The sequence below is a fragment of the Vibrio lentus genome (assembly GCF_030409755.1).
Classification (GTDB): Bacteria; Pseudomonadota; Gammaproteobacteria; order Enterobacterales; family Vibrionaceae; genus Vibrio; species Vibrio lentus.
The window spans coordinates 917,792-937,005 of sequence record NZ_JAUFQE010000001.1 but is presented as its reverse complement, the minus strand read 5'-3'; the positions used below and the strand labels follow the sequence as shown (position 1 = coordinate 937,005).

The following is a 19,214-nucleotide window of genomic DNA, read 5'->3' as shown; positions in this document are numbered from 1 at the left end:
CTTTTGTTTTGCTCTTTGAACCTGATAGCTATTTTTGGCGTGAACAGGTTATATGTGATTCACTCTAGATAATCAGTTCACACGTTTGAAGTTAGGCAATAAGGTTTCTGGCTGTTGCTCTACAAACGCTTTGCTTGGAGAATAGGCACGGAAGTAAACAAACCAGTTTTCGTCTTCTCGTGTTTGCACCCAGTTAGCTTCATTCACACCTGCTGGCTTAGTTGGTGAGAAGTGGAAGGTGTAATTGCCTTGTGCGTCTTTGACCGTACCTTCGATGTTTGAACCAACATCGGCACGCTCAATGTCATTGTCGATGATGGCGCGGTTTTCAACGTTATAAACAGTGATTGTCCAGAACAGATCGGCGAAGTTAACATCACCATCCAGAGTCAGAGTGTAGTGGTTGCTGCCATTAAGTCCCTTACCACTGTCATCACGGTAGTTGTCTAGGTAAATCTGACCCCAACCACCATTCTCAAAACCGTGCATTGCAACGTCATTAGTCACAGCTTCATAGAACCACGCTGCGCGCCCGTCGAGATCCATACCATAGTAACGATCTTGGTTTGGTGTTGAAGCGGTTGCGACTTCCCAAAAATTACCTTCCTTACCATAAGCCGCGTGTGGCAAGCGCTCTGTTTTGTTGAAGTCGATGTTCTTCACCATCGCTTCACCCATGACAACGGCTTGCTCTAAGATCTCACGCTGCTGAGCTGATGGTTCAAATGCCTTGCCTTTTTCGATACCTAGTGGGCGTAACATGTCGTGCATCATGCGATCTCGCTCTGCTACTGTCTCAGTTTGAATGGCTTCATTCAACGTATTCCAAAATGCCATGCCTCTTGGGTGTTTGGCATCTTCACCACGCTCAGGGAAGTTTACGCCGTTATCACTCAGTGGCTTGCCGTTGAGGTCTGTAATCTTGAGAGCCTCTAAGTCTTTCATACGTTGCTGGTCTGAATCTGCCATTAAGCGAACGCCGAAGAATACATAGTTGGTGTCCGACTCAAAAACCTTAGCGCCCTTTGGTAGGTTGGCTGGTGTTTCAGCCCCTTTGGCTTTGACCACGTAAACACCCGGTTCGGTCATCTGTGAAATACCGATTTGCCACATGGTGTGTACCGCGCCACGCAGTTCATTTGTGGGGATTTCTATGATTACAGGTTCTTTTTCGACGTTAAACCAAGTAATCGCGTAAGGCGTAGAGGTGTTGTAAGTTAAACCTCCGAGCTTAGATTCATGAGACTCAACATAAGTAATTTGACCATCCTCTGCGCCCATGTCGGCGTAGGCTTGTTTCCATGCGTAGTTTGACACCAAAGGCACCGACCAAATGTAAGCTTGTGATGCGCGTTGATAGTCCATCAGTTCAAACAGTTTCGCTGAGCTTTCTTGTGTTGGAATGCCATGAAGAAAGTCGGTTTCGAAGGTGAAATCTCCCGCACGTGTTTGAAGGGTTTCTGTTGGGCTATCGTTTCCAGCAATCGCCGCTACTGAAAATAAAGCCGTTACAGAAACGAGCATGGCAGCAGATCGTAATGGGCAAGTGAAACTTCCGACAAAGGCTTTAGATATCATATTCATAATGTGTCCTCAAAAACTCAAAATTGTTCGTTAAAACTGAAATAGCTCGTCAAACAGAAATCATGGGTTAAGACTGCAAGAGCTTATCCGCACAGAAAATTACTGCTTAAAACTGATAGTTAAATTCGATGCGGTGATCACCGTCTTCGATACTTGTGTTTTCTGTCCAGTTTGCGAAATAACGAACGTTCGCTCTTGGGTTTATTTGGTAACTCGCTGCAAATTCATGCGCGAGTACAGAATCGCTGCCCTCAAAACCATGATCCTTGAACGTTGAAGACCCTGACATTGTGCCTAAATACATTGGGTTATAGTTCAGCCAAATCTTGTCTGTGAGCTGCATTTTGGCGTACATACCTGCCACGTAGAAAGTACCGTGCATGTTATATCGGTCACTAAGCTGATCTGCATCGAGATCGCCTCCCGTACCTTCAACCAGTTCTTCGCCCGCAGCGATACCGACACCTGCAAGTGGGTAGAAGTTAAACATGCCCATTTGTGGCAATGCTTGAATAAAGCTGTAAGACGCACTGCCTTGGTTGCTATCAAAATCCCAAGACATATCAACTTGAGTACCTCGGCCATTGGTTAGGTCTACACCGAAGTTTCTAAAGCGGATGGAATCAATACTGTCGTCAGCACCTCGATCGTTCCAACCAATAGCTTCACCAGCGATACCTTTGATTTCAAAAACATTCATGCCCATGGTTGTTTCGCTGCCAGTGTCGTAGGTTTGTCCGATTTTAAGGTTTAAGCCTTTGTCGGTGTAGCCGAAGCCACCTTGTGTATAAACGGCTAACGGGTCTGACATGTCTTGAATTTCGGCCTCTTCCGCGAGAACGTTACTTGCTAAAAAGAGAGGGGTTAGAGTAAGGATGGAACGTCGTAATAACATAGTTGCCTCATAGAATTATCTCACCACATCCTTGTACTTCGTGACGGTGGGATAACTATACAAAGTGGACTTTATTAAGTTAATTCATATAAACTTAACTATTCGTTAAGCAATGATTTATGGTGTCTCATGAAACTGAACAATGTCGATTTGAACTTATTGAAAGTGTTTGTGGTGGTGTATCAGGAGAAGAGCTTGCGAAAAGCTGCTGAGAAGTTATTTGTCTCGACACCCGCGGTTAGCCAGAGCATCAAGAAGCTAAAGGAGTCGCTAGGTGAAGAGTTGTTTGTCTTATCTCACCAGAAGTTTCTACCAACGCCTTATTCAGACGACCTGTATCGACGAGTTTTTCCGCTATTGGACGGGTTAGTCATGGCGATAGAGGAAGGAAAGCAGTTTAAACCTGCGGATCTCAATGAAGATTTTAAGCTAGAGGTGAATCCTCATGTCCTCCCTTGGTTGACCCCCGCTCTTTTTCATCAACTGTCAGTAGAAAGCCCACTTTCAAGGTTGATTAGTCATACGAGTTCCCACAATTCATTAGAAAGGCTTAAGAGTGGCGAGATTGATTTTGTCATTCATTTTGAAGCTGAGAATTTGCCTGCCGAGATCATAGCTGTGCCTCTCGTGACCTTAAAGTTTGTATTGGCAGTGAGAGCTGATCACCCTTTCAAGGCGTCTATCGCTACAATTGATGATTTGTTGTCCTTTCCTTTTGCTCATGTTGACCTCGCTTATTTTGATCAAAACAAGCACTCGCGATTGGAAGAGGAAGTATTAAGCCAAGGTAAATCGATTAACATGGCGCTTCGAACGACTTCCATCGTTGGGTTAATTGAAACGATCAAGAACTCTAATATTATCGCCCCTTGTATGCCTCCTGTGATTGAGCAACATAAAGGTGTATTGCGCTCAATCGTGATTGAAGGACTAAAAGAGGGGAGTGAAGATATGGCGGTATTTGCTTATCTTAACAAGAAAAATCAACACTCAGCCAAATACAAATGGTTATTGGATTTGATCGAAACGGCGATGGCAGACGCTAATCACAAGTAAGATACATGCTTGTTTGTCTCTACTTTTCAGAACTACATATAACTACTCTTTGAACACCTCTTCGATACACGATTCTAACCATCGCATTTTCGGTTGGTTGCGCTGCTTACGACCGATGGTCATGCCAATATCGCCATTAGGCATATTGGGCATGTGAGGAAACAGCACAAAGGAAAATTCATCTGAGAGCGAATGGGCCAGTAGCTTCGAGCAAGGGAACAACACATCGCTTTGCTTTACGATAGACAATAAGCTGTGTAAGTAAGTCGAACGTATTTTGACCTCAGTCTTGATGCCGACATCGGCTAAGACGTTCGGTGCTAACGCAATATTGTCGTTCCAATCACTGACGACCAAGCTCGCTAATTGCAAAGGCTCTTGCTGGTCACTTATCAATAATGTGTTGGCAAGTGGGTGTCCTGTGCGGCATACCAATACAAAATCATCTCTTGAGATACGTTTTTGGTAAACCTGTTTAGATAGTTCTAGTGGGTAATAATTGACCCCTAAATCAACCTCGCCAGAGGTGAGTAGATCCAACGTATGAGCTCCCCAATCCACAATATTTACTTTCACCTTCGGTGCCTGTGCTAACAGTATTTGAGTTAGCTTTGCTGAGATGCTGTTGGCTATAAATCCGTTAATCGCGATGTTCACGGTGCCATCAAACTGAGCAACGTCAAATTCAGATTCTGGTTCAAGCACTTGTTCTAACTGCGATAACACTGGTAACAAAGTCTGCTTAATTTCAAGTAACTTAGCGGTCGGTTCTAGGCCATGTTGGGAGCGTATGAACAGCTCATCGTCAAAGTAATCACGTAGTTTTTGTAGTGAGCGACTGATTGAAGGTTGGCTGGTAAACAGTAGTTCTGAAGCCTTGCGGGTATTTTTCACCTCAATCAACACCTTCAATACTTTAAGTAAATTGAGGTCTAGTCGTTTAAACCGGTTACTCATCATTGCGAGACTCCATCATCGAAATGGTTTAGATATACTCATATTGTATATCTTGATTCCACATAATCAATTGGAGTATATCATGGTGCGTCTACATACTGAGCTCATCGAAACAAACATGAGAAACCATTATGAAGAAAACGACGTTAGTGACGTTCTTGGCGTTAACCGCATTCGGCGCAACGGCTGCAGACAATAGCAGTTCAGAGGTTTATGACCACACGGCTATCGGTGGTGTTAATTGGGATAACTACCCTGAAGCGGAGTCTGACTGGAACTTCCTTGGTCTGCAAAACAAAGTAGGTGTAAACCATTGGCTGCACGCTGACCCAGTATCCAAAGACGCACAAACGGTGATTCGTTCTAATCGTGATGTCGTTTACTCAACCATGGTTGTGGATGTATCAGAAGGTGCGACATTCCATGTGCCGGACGAGGACAATGACTACTTCCAGATTATTCATATCATGGACGAAAATCACCTTGTTCATAAAGTGGTTCGTCGCGGTGAAACGCTTAATCTGACTGCCAATGATCTAACGATTGGTACTCATGTTCATGTACTAGCAAGAACACGTATCGCTGAATCAATCGAAGATACCAAGCGTCGTCAGAGTCTACTTTCTATCAAAGCCAATTCTAACAAGCCTTATCAAGGCAAAGGCTACAACCCAAGTGACGTTGAAAACTATCGATTGAAACTGATCAATAACGTGATGAAACATGGCGCGCCTATTGAAGGACTAAAAGGGTTTGGTGCGACTTTGAATGACGTAGAAGATCACCACTTCAAATACGTAACGGCATTTGGTTATGCCGGACTACCAGCAGACACTGCGCAGTATCTAGAGCGTGTTCCGGGACAAGGCAAAACGACCTGCCAAGAATGGACGATTCCAACACCAAACTTGGACTTTGAAGGTCGTGGAGGTTACTACTCTTTGACAACTTATGGTGCGGACGGCTGGATTGATTCTGAGCATTTCTATGCGTCGGGAGAGTCCATGCGTGATAACGGTGATGGCACGGTGTCAGTGACATTTAATTGTGGATCCGGTGAAGCTTATGATTTTGAAGTGTCAGAAGGCTGGGCGGGAGTGTTACGCTTATACGAGCCAGTCGATGTGAAAGAAACTTTGGAGTACATGGAAACGCTGCGTCAGATCGAGATTAAAGAGCTTTAGTATTTCTTCGAATACCTGAAATATCCAAAAAAATCCCCTCAAGAACCTTTCTTGAGGGGATTTTAATCAGTCGTTGATTAACTTGTTAGCCGTTTACTCTTCACCTTCGGCTTCCTTAGAAGCATTAGACGTTGTGCCTTTTTTCAACCAATTATCAAGCACGTCTTGCAGCGCATTTAATGAGGTTGGCTTCTCTAAGCGGCCATCCATCAACTTACTGATCATGTCGAGTTCACGTTGTCCTGATTCACCAGACAAAGCAATGATCGGCGTGTTGGGCGATCGCGCCTTGATGATCTGGCTTGCGTCAAAGCCGTTCATGACAGGCATTTGTACATCCATCAAGATCAAGTCGACTTGATGCGTTTTAAACAGATCAACCGCATTCTCACCATTGTTTGCTTGAAGGCTATTCACACCGAGTCGGTTCAAGTACATCTGAACAAGGGTGCGTTGTACCTCTTTGTCATCAACGATCAGCACGGTGGGTGCGAGATGACTTGATACTGGTGGGTTTGCTGTTTGCGTCTTTTCTATTTCAGTTTCAGGATCGTTATCAGCACTTGGTGCTTGCTTCTCTGGTTTTGCTTCAGCTTCAGTTTCGGCTTTATTTTCAGCTGGTTGGTTGTGTTTCCAATCTTTGAAATAAGGCGTGCGCAGAGCATCTGCTTTCGGTGCATTCGGTACGACAGGGAAGTAGAGATGGAATTCCGTAAACTCACCAAGCTTAGATTTACATTCAACTCGACCACCAAATGAACGCATTACGCGTTGGCAATAACCTAAACCTAAACCACTACCACCGCTTTTTTGGTAAGAGAAGAAGTCATCGAAGATTTTATGAGCAATCGTTTCATCGATGCCCGGTCCGGTATCTCGGAAAACGAGGATGTTCTCGTAAGAACCCGTCGTGGTACTGATCTCTATTTGGCTATCTGGATAGGAATCAAAGTAGTAGATCGCGTTACGGATTAGGTTGAAAATAACGAAGTTGAATAAGGTCTCATTCAGTTTTGCCACAAAATCAGCGTGTTGTGGTAAACGAATTCGCTCAATAATCTTCTCATTCTCGAAACCATAGTGGCTGACAGCTTGATCCACGGCCTTGTGGATTGAGGTCATGGTAATTGGCCCGTGCTCGGGTGAGCTATCACTGACTTCTCGCAAGATGATATCAATCAGCTGTCGACCGCGTTGAATCGCAGCTTGGCCGTTTTCAATATCCAGTAGGATCTGTTTTGCTGGGGCTTGATTATCAATATGCTGCTTCAGGATTTCAAAGTGCAATTGTACTTGAGCAAGCGGGTTACGCATTTCATGGGCGATTGAGTTAGCCAATGCACGGCTTTGACGTATGCGTCTATCTGCTTCAATCGTGCTTTGTACACGCGTTAGTAAGGTCTGTAATGCAGAGATCTCTTCGTTAGAGAACATCTGATCATTGCTCTTGTGCGATGACACCAATAAGTGCGTAACGGACTTACCTTGACCAAACAAAGGCATCACCAAGGCAGTGTTGTTCGAACTCATCTTTTCATACAGCGCTTTGATCGAGCTTTTCGCTGGCGCGGTGTAATCTAACTCTTCAGACAGTTCGTCGAACACCAAAACAGACTTGTTTGTCGAAAGATAGTCTTCGTAGAAGGTCTCGTTGTAGTTGCTGTTAACAAGGCGCAACTTGTCTTCTGGGATTTGCAGTAGGCTACCTAAACGACGCATTGCATCATCAATTGATAGCTTGAAGTCTTCCTCTAATGCAAGGATTTGTTGGACGGGTGTTTCCTTGTTTCCGTAGACAAAGAAAGAGGCGTAGCGACCCAAACGTTTATAGAGTACATGCCAAGTCACCCCAATAAGTGCACAGATGGGGATTGCGATTAACCATTGGTTGTCGTCAGTTAACGGGATAAAGATCGCGCCGAAAGGTATCACTAAAATGGCGCACACTAACAAAGCATTCAGGCTCATATACGCAAGGTATTTCACGCTGTAGAAGCGAGAAGTCAGCAGGGCATAGCCAACGAATAACATCTCACTGATCGACAAGGCGGGTGGTAGCCAAGTGAGTGAGAAATCGCGCAAAAAGAAGGTCATACCAAGGTGAATCGTTGCCGTCGACAGCATGAACACCAAGATACCCGCAATCATGTAGCTGGTCTTGGTGAGTGTAAGCTTGCTGCTGTTAGCACGCATTGCGACTAGGTTGACGAGAGTCAGGACGACAAAGCTAATCATGCCAATGAAGAAATACGATGTGTGTGGTCCAAACTCAATCACGAATTGGCTTGGTCCTACAATAGTAACGTCTTCAACGGTTAACCCTGGGCTTAAATTAATAAAGAAGGAGTAGACGGTTAGGGTGACGAAAATCGCTTGTTGCCATACATGCACCTTGCCATTGCGTTGCTCTGCGGCGAGCTGACACGAGAAGTAATACGCAAAGGCAAACGCAAAGAAAGAGGCGAGGTTGGCAAATTTTGCAGCCAACACAGCTGTTGAAGCGCCGAGCTGTGGTAGTAAGTCGGTATGGAAGTAAGCATTACTGCTGATCCACGCAACAATACAGACAGAGTAGGCGATATACGCGACATGGTGTGTGCCCGCGATCGCTTCATTCTTGAGTTTAAGGCGGTAGCAATAGTAGAGTAACCACATCACGACGACGGCCACCGTTGCCAGCAGTGTTATTGCTTTGGCGTAGACGATTGCCTCTAAGCCGAAATCAAACATGTTCATCCTTTTTTACCGAACTTGGTTTATCTACCGAGCTTGTTTTATTTACTAAGTTCGCTTGTTCTGCTGAGCCTAGCTTTCTGATCTCACGCACTGCACGTTTGTAGTGGCGAAAATCGGTATCGTTGAATACGTTGACCATTAATTCGAAATTCCAAAATCCACGATAAATGGTGGTGCCATCATCGTTTAGCTCGCAATATCCTGAGTGGAAATACGCTTTTGGGTCAATGGCTTGATAAAACTGAAGCATGAAAGGTTGCTCGATAATGGTGAAGCCGATCTTATACCCAACTTGATGTAATACACTCATCAGCTCTTTTTGAGCAAGATAGAGGAAGTAGAGCTTTTGTTGGGTGTTACCGCTGACGGTTAAACGCAGTACTTCACAAATAGACTGCGTATCAGACAATTGTAACTGGAATTGATTATCGAATTCTGGGAGAGAATAACATTTTGACAGTGTCGATGGCGTGAAAAGCTGCAACCTAGCGAGTTCATCGTAACCATGCTTTGGCAAACAGTATTGCCATTGCTCATTACTGAATGGCGACGCATAGCTTAACCATGTGTCATTCTTTGACCAGCCTTGAATCAACGCTGAAGAAACCAGAGTAGGAAAGACTTCATCAGTTGGGTGTTTAAGTAGAATATAGTGCTTACCAGTTTGCGAAAGGTGCAGTAAAGGCAGCATTTCAAACCATTTCTCACCTTTGATGAATACCTCAAGGTTACTTAAAGCGATGGCATCACTGATTGGCATTCCTTGAGGATGACAGGGCGTTTGCACCACAAGCGGATCATCTTCTATTCGTTCAATGATTGCAGCATAGTAAGCGCTGTCTTTGATAGGCAGATCGATATAAGGGAGCGAGCTAACATCCAACGGAGATTTTGCTTTGATGGCTGCAATTTCACATTCACACCAAAAGTCTAACCAATGCATGTAACACTGGCCTGCGGCTGCTTCTAACAGTGCCATCTCTTTCGATAAGGAACTTGGATAGCGTTGAATAAGATCGCGATAGTCCATCAGTTCAAATAAAACGGAGAGGCTTTTGTTTTGGTGTTCTGGGAAGAACGATTCCAATAGTCGTCTACGATAGTCTGTGACGGTTTGAAAAAGAGCGGTACGTTCTTGTGGCTGATAAGCGTTGATCATGAGCTCGATCAGCGCTTGTTGTTTCTTTTCAATAGACAGACTGCTAGCCAACAGTGAGTCTAAAGACGACGTTAATTTCATGGTGTGAACCTAGCCTAGGTTTATATAATTATTTTTATTTGATTTGCACCAGTCAACTCGACACGGATTTATAGTAAGTATTTGAAATAAAGTTACTTTGATGAACAAACGTAACTCTAATTGTGTCTATTGTTTTTAAAAACAAGTTGCATAATCGAGCGCAAGTCTACTACTTGTGCTGACCCTTAACAATATGGGTTAGTCATGTACGAATTAATTAATGATTCCCTAAATTAGAGTGCTCTCAATCACTTATATGGTTTAATCATATGTGGAAGTTAATTTATTTAATCTGAGAATGTCTTTTTGAATTTATAAATTGGTTCTGAGTGTTTATTTTTTGAACCAAGCTCATAAATCATACGCAACTCAATTAACCTTGTGGATTTTAAGGAATATAACAGCGCGCTCAAATATATAATTAACTAATGAGTGTAGTATGTCTCATCTCCGTCTATTTCCACGTCATCGCTTGGCGATCGCTTGTATGCTTGCCAGTGTGTCCAGTTTCTCTTTTGCTCAAAATCAGTGTGAGGTGCTTGATCTTCAACAGGCGTCCAATCTTGCACTCGCTGTCTCTTCGGCAGACAACAGTTGCTACAGTTCTTGGTTCTCTGCATCGAATAATTCACTAGATAATATCTATAGCGAAGCGAACCTAAGCCGCATTCAAGCTGCGCTGAACTTAGAAATAACTCGTTACCGAGGTGAAGCTGAACAAGCCCGTAAACTTGAAAACCTTGGTGAGTTTGTTCGTGCCGCTTATTACGTTCGCTATAACGCACAAGCAAAAGACTTCAGCGAAGCGTTGAGCCAGCGGTTTGCTCAGTCGACCATTGCTTTCTTAGCTAACCCTAATGCGTTAGATCAAGGTCGTGAGCAAGTGGGTGCATTGAAAAGCCTGACGCTAATGGTCGATAACGTTAAACAATTGCCACTGACAATGGATGCGCAACTTGCGGCATTACGTCACTTCAACCAAGAAACGGCGCAAGACTCACAATGGGTCGACGGGTTAAACAATCTGTTTCGAGCAATGGCAGGGCACGCAGCTAGAGATGACTTCTATGATTACATGGCGAGCCATACCCAGCATATCGACACGCTTGCAGCATTCGCCCGTGATAACACGTGGGCTTTAGATACTGATGCAGGCTTTCTTGTTTATAACGCAGTCCGTGAAACTGGTCGTTTGCTGGCAAGCCCGGATAAATTAACGAAAGACAAAGCGCTGCGTTTTATGCAGCAAGTGATGGTACAAAACCCACTTGGCAGTGAGCATGACAAGCTTTGGTTAGCGGCGGTTGAGATGATGGGGTATTACGCGCCAGACGGCTTGAATGGATTGGATCTAGAGCAAGCAAAGCGTGATTTAGCAATGCGTGTACTTCCCAATCGTCACGAGTGCCAAGGGCCTGCGATTATTCGCTCTCAAGATTTAACGCAAGCACAATCAATTGAAGCATGTGATGTACTCGCGGCGAAAGAGGCGGACTTCCATCAAGTTGCGAACACAGGCCAACAACCTGTCGCCGATGATAATAACGAGCGAGTTGAAGTCGCGGTGTTTGGCAGTAAAGGTAGCTACACCGATTACTCTGCGTTCTTGTTTGGAAACACCACCGACAACGGCGGTCAGTATTTAGAAGGTAACCCTGCAGAAGTGGGTAACGTGGCGCGTTTCGTCGCTTACCGTTACGCTAACGGCGATGACCTTTCAATTCTCAATTTAGAGCATGAGTATACTCACTATCTCGATGCCCGCTTTAACCAATACGGCTCCTTTAGCGACAACTTGGCACATGGTTACGTTGTATGGTGGCTAGAAGGTTTTGCTGAGTTCATGCATTACAAGCAAGGTTACGATGCCGCTGTTGGTTTGATTAGCAGCGGGAAGATGAGTTTATCGGATGTGCTTGCGACCACCTACTCCCATGATTCCAACCGTATCTATCGATGGGGCTACTTGGCGGTGCGCTTTATGATGGAAGAACATCCTCAAGAAGTGCAGAGCTTGTTGGCACTGTCTCGTGCTGGCAAATTTTCAGAATGGGCGCAACAAGTGAAAGTGCTTGGCCAGCAATACAATGGTGAGTTTGAGCGTTGGCTAGACACCGTTTCAAGTGAACCAACAGAGCCTACTGATCCCACAGAACCGACTGACCCTACAAATCCAACAGACCAAGCCATAGTGCTTGCAGCAAACCAAGGTGTAGTGTTGAACGGCGAGGCGTACAGCGAGCTGTTGTTCTACGTCGATGTACCAGAGAACACCACGCATTTTGAGGTTTCGATTGAAGGTAATGCCATAGACCAAAGCCAAGGTGACGCTGATCTTTACATGAGCTACAACAAAGAAGCGCATTACTATGATTTTGAATTCAGCCAATACGGAAATGGAAGTAATGAGATGGTGACGTTTGAACCAGAGTCATCGGGTTTCATCAAACCGGGTCGTTACTACATGAGTATTGCAGGACGCACCGATTTCAATGACGTAACACTGTTGGCATCACTAGAGACAGAAACGCCAACGCCGCCATCACAAGAACAGGATGATTTAACGCCAATAATACTTGAATCAGGTCAGCCTCAAATACTCACCGTGCACCAACGACGTTATGCGGCGGTTTATGTTCCACAGGGCGTGCAAGAGGTAAGAGTATGGTTGAATGATAAGAGTGATAATGCGGAGAGTGGACAGTCGAATGCTGGCAACGTAGATCTATTTGCAAGTCGTTCATACTGGCCTACTTCAGGGCAACACGATTATGCCTCTAATTACCGTGGGAGCAATGAGTACCTGCAAATCCCTGTAACAGAAGAAGGCTATGTGCACTTCTTACTCAGTGCTGAACAGCAAGGGGGTGATGTCGAGATGTTGGTGTTCTTTCACTAGCAAAACAGGCAGCAATTAAAAAGCACTAACGAAAACGCCACCTAATCTAAATGATCTAAATATCAATTGAATAGACGGGTAAAAAGCCGGGCAGCAGTGTCCGGCTTTGTTTTTCTGACAGTGCTCTGTATTTATAGAGTAGTTACACCATAATCTCTGATGAAGTAATGACATTTAAGGTCTAAGCTTGCCTGCATATGAAACATCATTACGAGTAATCTCTCGTAAATGACTGAATGAACGATGTAGAGAGGATTCATGAAAAAAGTACGATTAACATCATTACTTGGATTAGCAACTGTGTTTAGTGTCGCTGCGTTAGCTGGATGCAGTCAGGAATCTGATGTTCCCGCTCAACCGCAAGAGAAAGCGAATCCGATCTGTAACACAAAAAACCTGACAGGTGGTTGGTCACAAAGTGATATCACGCCAGAAGCAAAACAAGCTTTAGATGTGGTTCTGGGACAAATGAATACCGCTGCGAAGCTTGATAAAATCTTGAGCGTTCGAACTCAGGTTGTCAGTGGTTTGAATTATGCTATCGATTTTGAGATGGATAATGGCGAAGTTTGGAACACCATTGTGTATCGTTCGTTGCAGGGTGAGATGACAATGACGCAAGCTGCACAACAAGGTCGTCTGTGTCCGTTGATTAACTAGTCCATTGATTTACTTGTCTATTGATCAACTAACCCATTGATTAACGAGCATGTAAATAACGTCACACTTAAAAATGGCTCCTACTTAGGAGCCCTTTTTTATTCTGAATAGTGCTGACGTAATGAACCTGATTAACTGGTCAGTTCCGGCTCTGACAGCTCTGGTTCATAAAGCTCTTGCACACAAGCACGGCTGATGTCTTCATCAATGTAGGCCATTCCAAGCTTATTGAGATAGTCCATACGATCCGCAGTGCGCAGTTCGATGTCTGGGCCTGCGATGTTGTTCTCTTGATAGATCTCAGTTAAGTGAGCCATGAATTGCTCACCAACACTCATCATTAATAGGCTCATTGCGCCAACGTCCGGTCTTACTTTGGCTTGTTGTTTTTCAGATAGATTGACTGCTAACACGATAGGGCGCTCTTCACCTTCAAAACGAGTGCTGCGTTCGCGAATGGTTTGCTGAGCCCAGTAGTAGGCCAGTTCTTTGCTCTGAGTTAAGAAAACGGGCTCAACGGATTCTGTGTAGTTATTGCCAATGGTTGCCATGGTTTTTGAAGCGGCTTCATTGAGTGCTTTGTCTCCTGAGCGTTTCAGCCCTTGGCCTTGGATTGAAGCTAGCAAGGCTGAAGATGTGCCGTGATACCAAGTATCACCAGTAGCGAAACCATTTTCTGATAGCAGTGTTTTAGCATCTTGTAGGTGTGTCGGTATTGAAGTCATAGGCACTCTCAATAAATAGGCATATCAATAAATAGGAAAATCAACAAACGCGAATGTGATCAGTTTAAACAGAATTTTTCGGGGTCACAGTGGTGTGGAACACAAATCTGAGGCTTTGAGATGAAGCCGGCAGTACAAGCTTCATCCCAAAACCTCCTCCCTCCCGACACCTAACAGGGAAAAGGGAGGGGGAGATTCTAGAGGGGAAACGCTGTTAACGATTAATCAAATTGATTAGACGTATTCGCTTCACCCGCTGCTTTTAGTGCATTTTCACCAGCAAAGTATTCTTTGTGGTCATCACCCATGTCTGAACCAGACATGTTTTGGTGTTTAACACATGCGATACCTTGGCGAATCTCTTTACGTTGAACATTCGCAACGTAGCCCAACATGCCTTGGTCACCGAAGTATTCTTTTGCAAGGTTGTCAGTAGACAGTGCTGCAGTGTGGTAAGTCGGCAGAGTAATCAAGTGGTGGAAGATACCCGCTTCGCGAGATGCGTCCGCTTGGAATGTACGAATCTTCTCGTCAGCGCTTGCAGACAGTTCAGTTTCATCGTATTCCGCACTCATTAGGCTTGCACGGTCGTAAGCTGATACATCTTTACCTGCTGCTGCCATTGCATCGTATGCTTGTTGGCGGAAGTTTAATGTCCAGTTGAATGATGGAGAGTTGTTGTAAACCAGTTTCGCATTAGGGTGTACTTCACGTACGCCGTCCATCATCTCTTTGATTTGACCGATGTGTGGTTTCTCAGTCTCAATCCAAAGAAGGTCAGCACCTGCGTTGATTGCTTCAATACAGTCGAATACACAGCGGTCTTCACCAGTACCTTCGCGGAATTGGTATAAGCCTGAAGGCAGACGCTTAGGACGAACTAGCTTGCCGTCACGGTTGAAGCAAACATCACCTTCAGCCATATCTGCAACATCAATCTCTTCAACGTCTAGGTATGAGTTGTAGATGTCACCTTGGTCGCCAGGTTCTTTCACTACCGCAATTTCTTTTGTTAGGCCAGCACCTTGTGAATCGGTACGAGCAACAATGATGCCGTTGTCGATGCCTAGTTCAAGGAAAGCGTAACGAAGTGCGCGAAGTTTTGCGTGGAAATCAGCATGAGGAACCGTTACTTTGCCGTCTTGGTGACCACATTGCTTCTCATCGGCTACTTGGTTTTCGATTTGTAGACAACATGCACCCGCTTCAATCATCTGCTTAGCCATTAGGTAAGTCGCTTCTGCGTTACCGAAACCTGCATCGATATCGGCAATGATTGGCACTACGTGTGTTACGTGGTTGTCGATTTTGTCTTGGATAAGGTCTTGTTGATTCACATCACCCGCTTCACGTGCTGCGTCTAGCTGACGGAACAAGCCACCTAGTTCACGAGCATCCGCTTGGCGTAGGAAGGTGTATAGCTCTTCTACTAGGCCAGCAACTGACGTTTTTTCATGCATAGATTGGTCTGGAAGTGGACCGAAGTCAGAGCGAAGTGCTGCTACCATCCAACCTGAAAGGTATAGGTAACGACGGTCTGTCTTGCCATCAAAGTGCTTCTTAATAGAAATCAGCTTTTGTTGGCCGATGAAACCGTGCCAGCAACCCAGAGACTGAGTGTATTGAGAGCTGTCTTCGTCGTAAGCCGCCATGTCTGCACGCATAATATCTGCCGTGTATTGCGCAATATCCAGACCTGTTTTGAATTTGTTTTGAGCTCGCATACGAGCTGCAGATTCAGGGTTGATTGCATCCCATGGAGCACCAGCAGCGCTTTTTGCAACTTCAATCTTTTCGATATCTTGTGTAATTTGCGACATAACTATTCCTTAGTTTCACGTGGACATGTTGGCCAATTTGGCGAGGTCATTCGATTTGGATTAAATCTAACCATGGACAAAGAATAACCATGTATGTGATAATTTTGTTAATTTATAGTTATTATATTCGGTATTTTTCTTATGAATATTGCTCGTATAGACCTTAATTTACTTGTGTATTTAGACATGTTGCTACGTGAAAGAAACGTAACACGAGCAGCAAATCAGTTAGGAATAACTCAGCCAGCGATGAGTAATGGCCTGCGTCGATTGCGCGATCTGTTTGAAGACCCGCTGTTGGTGAGAACCAGTGAAGGGATGATACCGACCGAGCGAGCACATAAACTGCAGCCATTGATTAGAAACATCTTGGCGAATGTAGAAAAGACATTGCAACCGACCACGGAGTTTAATGCAGAAGACAGTGAGCGTGTGTTTCGTATCATGGCGAGTGACTATGCCGAGTCGACCATTATTCAGCCGCTATTGAAAAAGTTGAGCGAGATAGCACCGAAAATACGCTTGGATATCATGACGCCAAGTGACGTGAGTTATCAGGATGTGGAACAAGGCACTGTTGATATCATTATCAACCGTTTTGACGACATTCCACAGTCGTTCCATCAGATGAGCCTTTGGCACGACGGGTTCTCTTGCCTATTTAGTTGTGATAACCCGATAGCGGACAACTTCGATATTTTGTCTTATCTAAAGGCGCAACATATCTGGGTAAGTAAGACGGGTATGGGCACCGGCGTTGGGATTAACCCAAGCGAAGCGCAAAAACTTGGTTGGATAGATGAAGCACTAATGCGCATTGGCAAAACGCGTAATATCACGGTGTTCACACGACACTACCTGTCGGCGATTCTCTTCGCTCAACAGAAGAACCTGATCCTGACCATTCCAACCAAAGCGGCACAATTGCAGCGCAACAACCCTCGGTTGTTGATCAAACCTGCGCCATTTGCTATTGAACCCTTTGAGGTGAAAATGGCTTGGAGTCCATTATTACAAACCAATCCTGACCACCAATGGATGCGCCGATTGATTAAAAGTGTCGCCAATGAAATAGAGAGTGGTGTGACGGAATAACACAGTTTGTAGGGTATTTTTTATATGAATATCCAGTATAACTGGCATAAATTAGCTAAATTTATGTCCGTTGCGTAAGTTTAAATGAGTTATTGAAATTTAAGTCAGTTAAGTAAATATATTGAGTAGCCATCAGTTAGCTTGAGAGAGATTTTATGAGCAGTCGTATTCAACAGGGAAGCTTGAACATTGATAGCACCCTCTACCAATTAATTAATGATCAGGTCATTCCTGGAACAGGCATTGTCGCTGAAGACTTTTGGCAATCTTTTGCAACCATCCTTGAAGATTTGGCTCCAAAGAACCGCGCATTGCTTATTAAGCGCGACGATCTTCAACATCAAATTGACGTCTGGCACCAAGAGCGTGTAGGCCAAACCCTAGATGCGGCAGAGTACAAACAGTTCTTGCAACAGATAGGCTACTTAGTCCCTGAGGGCGAAGATTTTCAAGTAACCACCGCAAGCGTTGAGCCGGAAATTGCAACACAAGCGGGCCCCCAGCTCGTTGTGCCTATTATGAATGCACGTTTTGCACTTAACGCGGCGAATGCGCGTTGGGGCAGTTTATACGATGCGCTCTACGGAACCGATGTTATCAGTGAAAGTGATGGTGCCGAAAAGGGTGGAAGCTTTAACCCGGTTCGTGGCGCTAAAGTAGTGAGCTACGCTCGAGGTTTCCTTGATGATGCTGCACCGTTAAACGGTGTTTCCCATAAAGACGTGACTAAATACAGCATCAGCAACGTTAGCATTGGTAATACACTGACAGCGACCTTAGACAACGGCGAAGAAGTCACTCTAATCGATCGCAACCAGTTCATTGGTTACCAAGGTGATGCAAGTGCGCCTTCAAGCATTCTGCTTAAGCACAACAACCTACATATCGAAATTCAAATCGACCCTAGCGCGCCAATTGGCAGCGTTGATGTGGCTGGTATTAAAGATGTGCTGGTGGAATCGGCTCTCACTACCATTATGGATTGCGAAGATTCGGTAGCGGCGGTTGATGGTGAAGACAAAGCACTGGCTTACCGTAACTGGTTAGGCTTGATGAAAGGTGACTTACAAGAGTCGCTAGAGAAAAATGGCAAGACCATCGTTCGTAACCTCAATCCAGATCGCCAATACACCAGCGTGACGGGAGGCGAGATCTCGCTGAAAGGCCGCAGCATGTTGTTTATCCGCAATGTGGGCCATCTAATGACCAACCCTGCCATTATTGATGCTCAAGGCAATGAAGTGCCTGAAGGTATTATGGATGGCATGATCACTTCACTAATCGCGATGCATGATTTAAAAGGCAACAGCGCGTACCAAAACTCGACCGCGAACAGCATCAATATTGTTAAACCTAAGATGCATGGTCCTGAAGAAGTGGCGTTTACCAATGAACTGTTTGGCCGTATTGAAGATGCATTAGGCCTTGATCGATTCACGATCAAAGTCGGCATCATGGACGAAGAGCGTCGTACTTCAGTCAATCTTAAAGAATGTATCCGCGCGGCTAAAGATCGTGTTGTATTCATCAACACAGGCTTCCTAGATCGAACCGGTGATGAAATTCACACCAGTATGGAAGCGGGTCCGTTTGCTCCTAAAACACAGCTGAAAACCATGACTTGGATTGGCGCTTACGAAGATCAAAACGTTGATCTTGGCTTAGCTTGTGGCCTGCAAGGTAAAGCCCAGATCGGTAAAGGCATGTGGCCAGAGCCGGACAACATGGCCAAGATGATGGATGCGAAAATCGGTCACCCACAAGCAGGTGCAAATACCGCTTGGGTTCCTTCTCCAACTGCCGCGACTCTGCATGCTTTGCACTATCACAAGGTGAGTGTACCAAGTCGTCAGAAAGAGCTTCGGGAGCGAGTGAGAGCGAACGTCGACGATATCCTGACTATCCCGCTATTAGGCAATCAAAAGCTGACTGCTCAAGATATCCAAAATGAATTGGATAACAATACACAAGGTATTCTTGGCTACGTAGTGCGTTGGATTGACCAAGGAGTCGGTTGTTCAAAAGTGCCAGATATTAACGATGTAGGGCTAATGGAAGACCGCGCAACGCTACGTATTTCAAGCCAACACATCGCTAACTGGCTACGTCATGGTATTTGCGAGGAAGCCCAAGTAATGAAAACCATGAAGCGCATGGCAGCTGTGGTTGATGAGCAAAACTCTGGGGATCCAAGCTACCAAAACATGGCGCCAGATTTTGAAAATAGCATTGCTTTCTCAGCGGCTTGTCAGCTGGTATTCGAAGGCTGTGCTCAACCTAGTGGTTATACCGAGCCAGTGTTGCATGCGATGCGACTGAAGCTGAAAGGAACCGCACAATAAATAATAAAAAAAGAAGTACCC

Annotated in this window: 13 protein-coding genes and 1 pseudogene; 7 read left to right on the top strand and 7 right to left on the bottom strand. The window is 44.9% G+C overall.

The window, feature by feature from the left end:
- Positions 1-72: 72 nt before the first annotated feature.
- Both QWZ07_RS03865 and QWZ07_RS03860 read right to left on the bottom strand, forming a co-directional pair.
- Positions 73-1,584 (bottom strand): DUF1214 domain-containing protein, encoded by a 1,512-nt coding sequence (locus QWZ07_RS03865; RefSeq protein WP_192853503.1) that lies wholly within the window; start codon positions 1,582-1,584, stop codon positions 73-75.
- 106 nt (positions 1,585-1,690) lie between these two features.
- Entirely contained in the window at positions 1,691-2,479 is a 789-nt protein-coding gene (locus tag QWZ07_RS03860) for a hypothetical protein (RefSeq protein ID WP_192853504.1), read from the bottom strand.
- Positions 2,480-2,608: 129 nt separating this feature from the next.
- Here QWZ07_RS03860 and QWZ07_RS03855 point away from each other — a divergent pair, with 129 nt between their 5' ends.
- A complete protein-coding gene (locus QWZ07_RS03855; protein ID WP_076666993.1) occupies positions 2,609-3,535 on the top strand; it encodes a LysR family transcriptional regulator in 927 nt (308 codons plus the stop codon).
- Between the two features lie 42 nt (positions 3,536-3,577).
- On the opposite strand, the gene QWZ07_RS03850 is transcribed toward QWZ07_RS03855, so the two are convergent.
- Complete coding sequence (locus QWZ07_RS03850) at positions 3,578-4,495, bottom strand: LysR family transcriptional regulator (RefSeq protein ID WP_192853505.1); 918 nt, start codon at positions 4,493-4,495, stop codon at positions 3,578-3,580.
- Positions 4,496-4,623: 128 nt separating this feature from the next.
- Here QWZ07_RS03850 and QWZ07_RS03845 point away from each other — a divergent pair.
- Both QWZ07_RS03845 and QWZ07_RS03840 read left to right on the top strand, forming a co-directional pair.
- Positions 4,624-4,962, top strand: a pseudogene (locus QWZ07_RS03845) (DUF1254 domain-containing protein); the annotation flags it as partial.
- Between the two features lie 438 nt (positions 4,963-5,400).
- The gene (locus QWZ07_RS03840) at positions 5,401-5,676 is read left to right on the top strand and encodes a hypothetical protein (RefSeq protein WP_029223290.1); all 276 of its coding nucleotides are present in this window, start codon (positions 5,401-5,403) and stop codon (positions 5,674-5,676) included.
- A 93-nt stretch (positions 5,677-5,769) separates the two neighbouring features.
- Here the strand turns inward: QWZ07_RS03840 and luxN are convergent, their stop codons facing one another.
- Positions 5,770-8,406, bottom strand: a complete 2,637-nt coding sequence (luxN, locus tag QWZ07_RS03835) for a quorum-sensing autoinducer 1 sensor kinase/phosphatase LuxN (protein ID WP_192853507.1) — start codon at positions 8,404-8,406, stop codon at positions 5,770-5,772.
- A complete protein-coding gene (locus tag QWZ07_RS03830) occupies positions 8,399-9,652 on the bottom strand; it encodes an acyl-homoserine-lactone synthase (protein ID WP_192853508.1) in 1,254 nt (417 codons plus the stop codon). Before QWZ07_RS03830 ends, luxN begins: the two co-directional genes overlap by 8 nt.
- 439 nt (positions 9,653-10,091) lie before the next feature.
- On the opposite strand from QWZ07_RS03830, the gene QWZ07_RS03825 reads away from it, so the two are divergent.
- Positions 10,092-12,551 (top strand): M9 family metallopeptidase, encoded by a 2,460-nt coding sequence (locus QWZ07_RS03825; protein ID WP_192853509.1) that lies wholly within the window; start codon positions 10,092-10,094, stop codon positions 12,549-12,551.
- 258 nt (positions 12,552-12,809) lie between these two features.
- Positions 12,810-13,211 (top strand): cystatin domain-containing protein, encoded by a 402-nt coding sequence (locus tag QWZ07_RS03820; RefSeq protein ID WP_192853510.1) that lies wholly within the window; start codon positions 12,810-12,812, stop codon positions 13,209-13,211.
- A 131-nt stretch (positions 13,212-13,342) separates the two neighbouring features.
- On the opposite strand, the gene QWZ07_RS03815 is transcribed toward QWZ07_RS03820, so the two are convergent.
- Both QWZ07_RS03815 and QWZ07_RS03810 read right to left on the bottom strand, forming a co-directional pair.
- Positions 13,343-13,936, bottom strand: coding sequence for a hypothetical protein (locus tag QWZ07_RS03815; protein ID WP_102328237.1), 594 nt, complete (start codon positions 13,934-13,936; stop codon positions 13,343-13,345).
- 221 nt (positions 13,937-14,157) lie between these two features.
- The gene (locus QWZ07_RS03810) at positions 14,158-15,756 is read right to left on the bottom strand and encodes an isocitrate lyase (RefSeq protein ID WP_192853511.1); all 1,599 of its coding nucleotides are present in this window, start codon (positions 15,754-15,756) and stop codon (positions 14,158-14,160) included.
- Positions 15,757-15,897: 141 nt separating this feature from the next.
- Between QWZ07_RS03810 and QWZ07_RS03805 the strand changes: the two genes are divergently transcribed.
- On the top strand, positions 15,898-16,851 hold the full coding sequence (locus QWZ07_RS03805) for a LysR family transcriptional regulator (protein ID WP_009845781.1): 954 nt from the start codon (positions 15,898-15,900) through the stop codon (positions 16,849-16,851).
- 155 nt (positions 16,852-17,006) lie between these two features.
- Positions 17,007-19,193, top strand: a complete 2,187-nt coding sequence (locus QWZ07_RS03800; RefSeq protein ID WP_192853512.1) for a malate synthase G — start codon at positions 17,007-17,009, stop codon at positions 19,191-19,193.
- Positions 19,194-19,214: the final 21 nt, after the last annotated feature.

What these genes read in the sequence shown, in the direction of transcription:
- QWZ07_RS03865 (WP_192853503.1), bottom strand. Translation starts at nt 1,584, where the DNA reads ATGAATATGATATCTAAAGCCTTTGTCGGAAGTTTCACTTGCCCATTA.
- QWZ07_RS03860 (WP_192853504.1), bottom strand. Translation starts at nt 2,479, where the DNA reads ATGTTATTACGACGTTCCATCCTTACTCTAACCCCTCTCTTTTTAGCA.
- QWZ07_RS03855 (WP_076666993.1), top strand. Translation starts at nt 2,609, where the DNA reads ATGAAACTGAACAATGTCGATTTGAACTTATTGAAAGTGTTTGTGGTG.
- QWZ07_RS03850 (WP_192853505.1), bottom strand. Translation starts at nt 4,495, where the DNA reads ATGATGAGTAACCGGTTTAAACGACTAGACCTCAATTTACTTAAAGTA.
- luxN (WP_192853507.1), bottom strand. Translation starts at nt 8,406, where the DNA reads ATGTTTGATTTCGGCTTAGAGGCAATCGTCTACGCCAAAGCAATAACA.
- QWZ07_RS03830 (WP_192853508.1), bottom strand. Translation starts at nt 9,652, where the DNA reads ATGAAATTAACGTCGTCTTTAGACTCACTGTTGGCTAGCAGTCTGTCT.
- QWZ07_RS03825 (WP_192853509.1), top strand. Translation starts at nt 10,092, where the DNA reads ATGTCTCATCTCCGTCTATTTCCACGTCATCGCTTGGCGATCGCTTGT.
- QWZ07_RS03820 (WP_192853510.1), top strand. Translation starts at nt 12,810, where the DNA reads ATGAAAAAAGTACGATTAACATCATTACTTGGATTAGCAACTGTGTTT.
- QWZ07_RS03815 (WP_102328237.1), bottom strand. Translation starts at nt 13,936, where the DNA reads ATGACTTCAATACCGACACACCTACAAGATGCTAAAACACTGCTATCA.
- QWZ07_RS03810 (WP_192853511.1), bottom strand. Translation starts at nt 15,756, where the DNA reads ATGTCGCAAATTACACAAGATATCGAAAAGATTGAAGTTGCAAAAAGC.
- QWZ07_RS03805 (WP_009845781.1), top strand. Translation starts at nt 15,898, where the DNA reads ATGAATATTGCTCGTATAGACCTTAATTTACTTGTGTATTTAGACATG.
- QWZ07_RS03800 (WP_192853512.1), top strand. Translation starts at nt 17,007, where the DNA reads ATGAGCAGTCGTATTCAACAGGGAAGCTTGAACATTGATAGCACCCTC.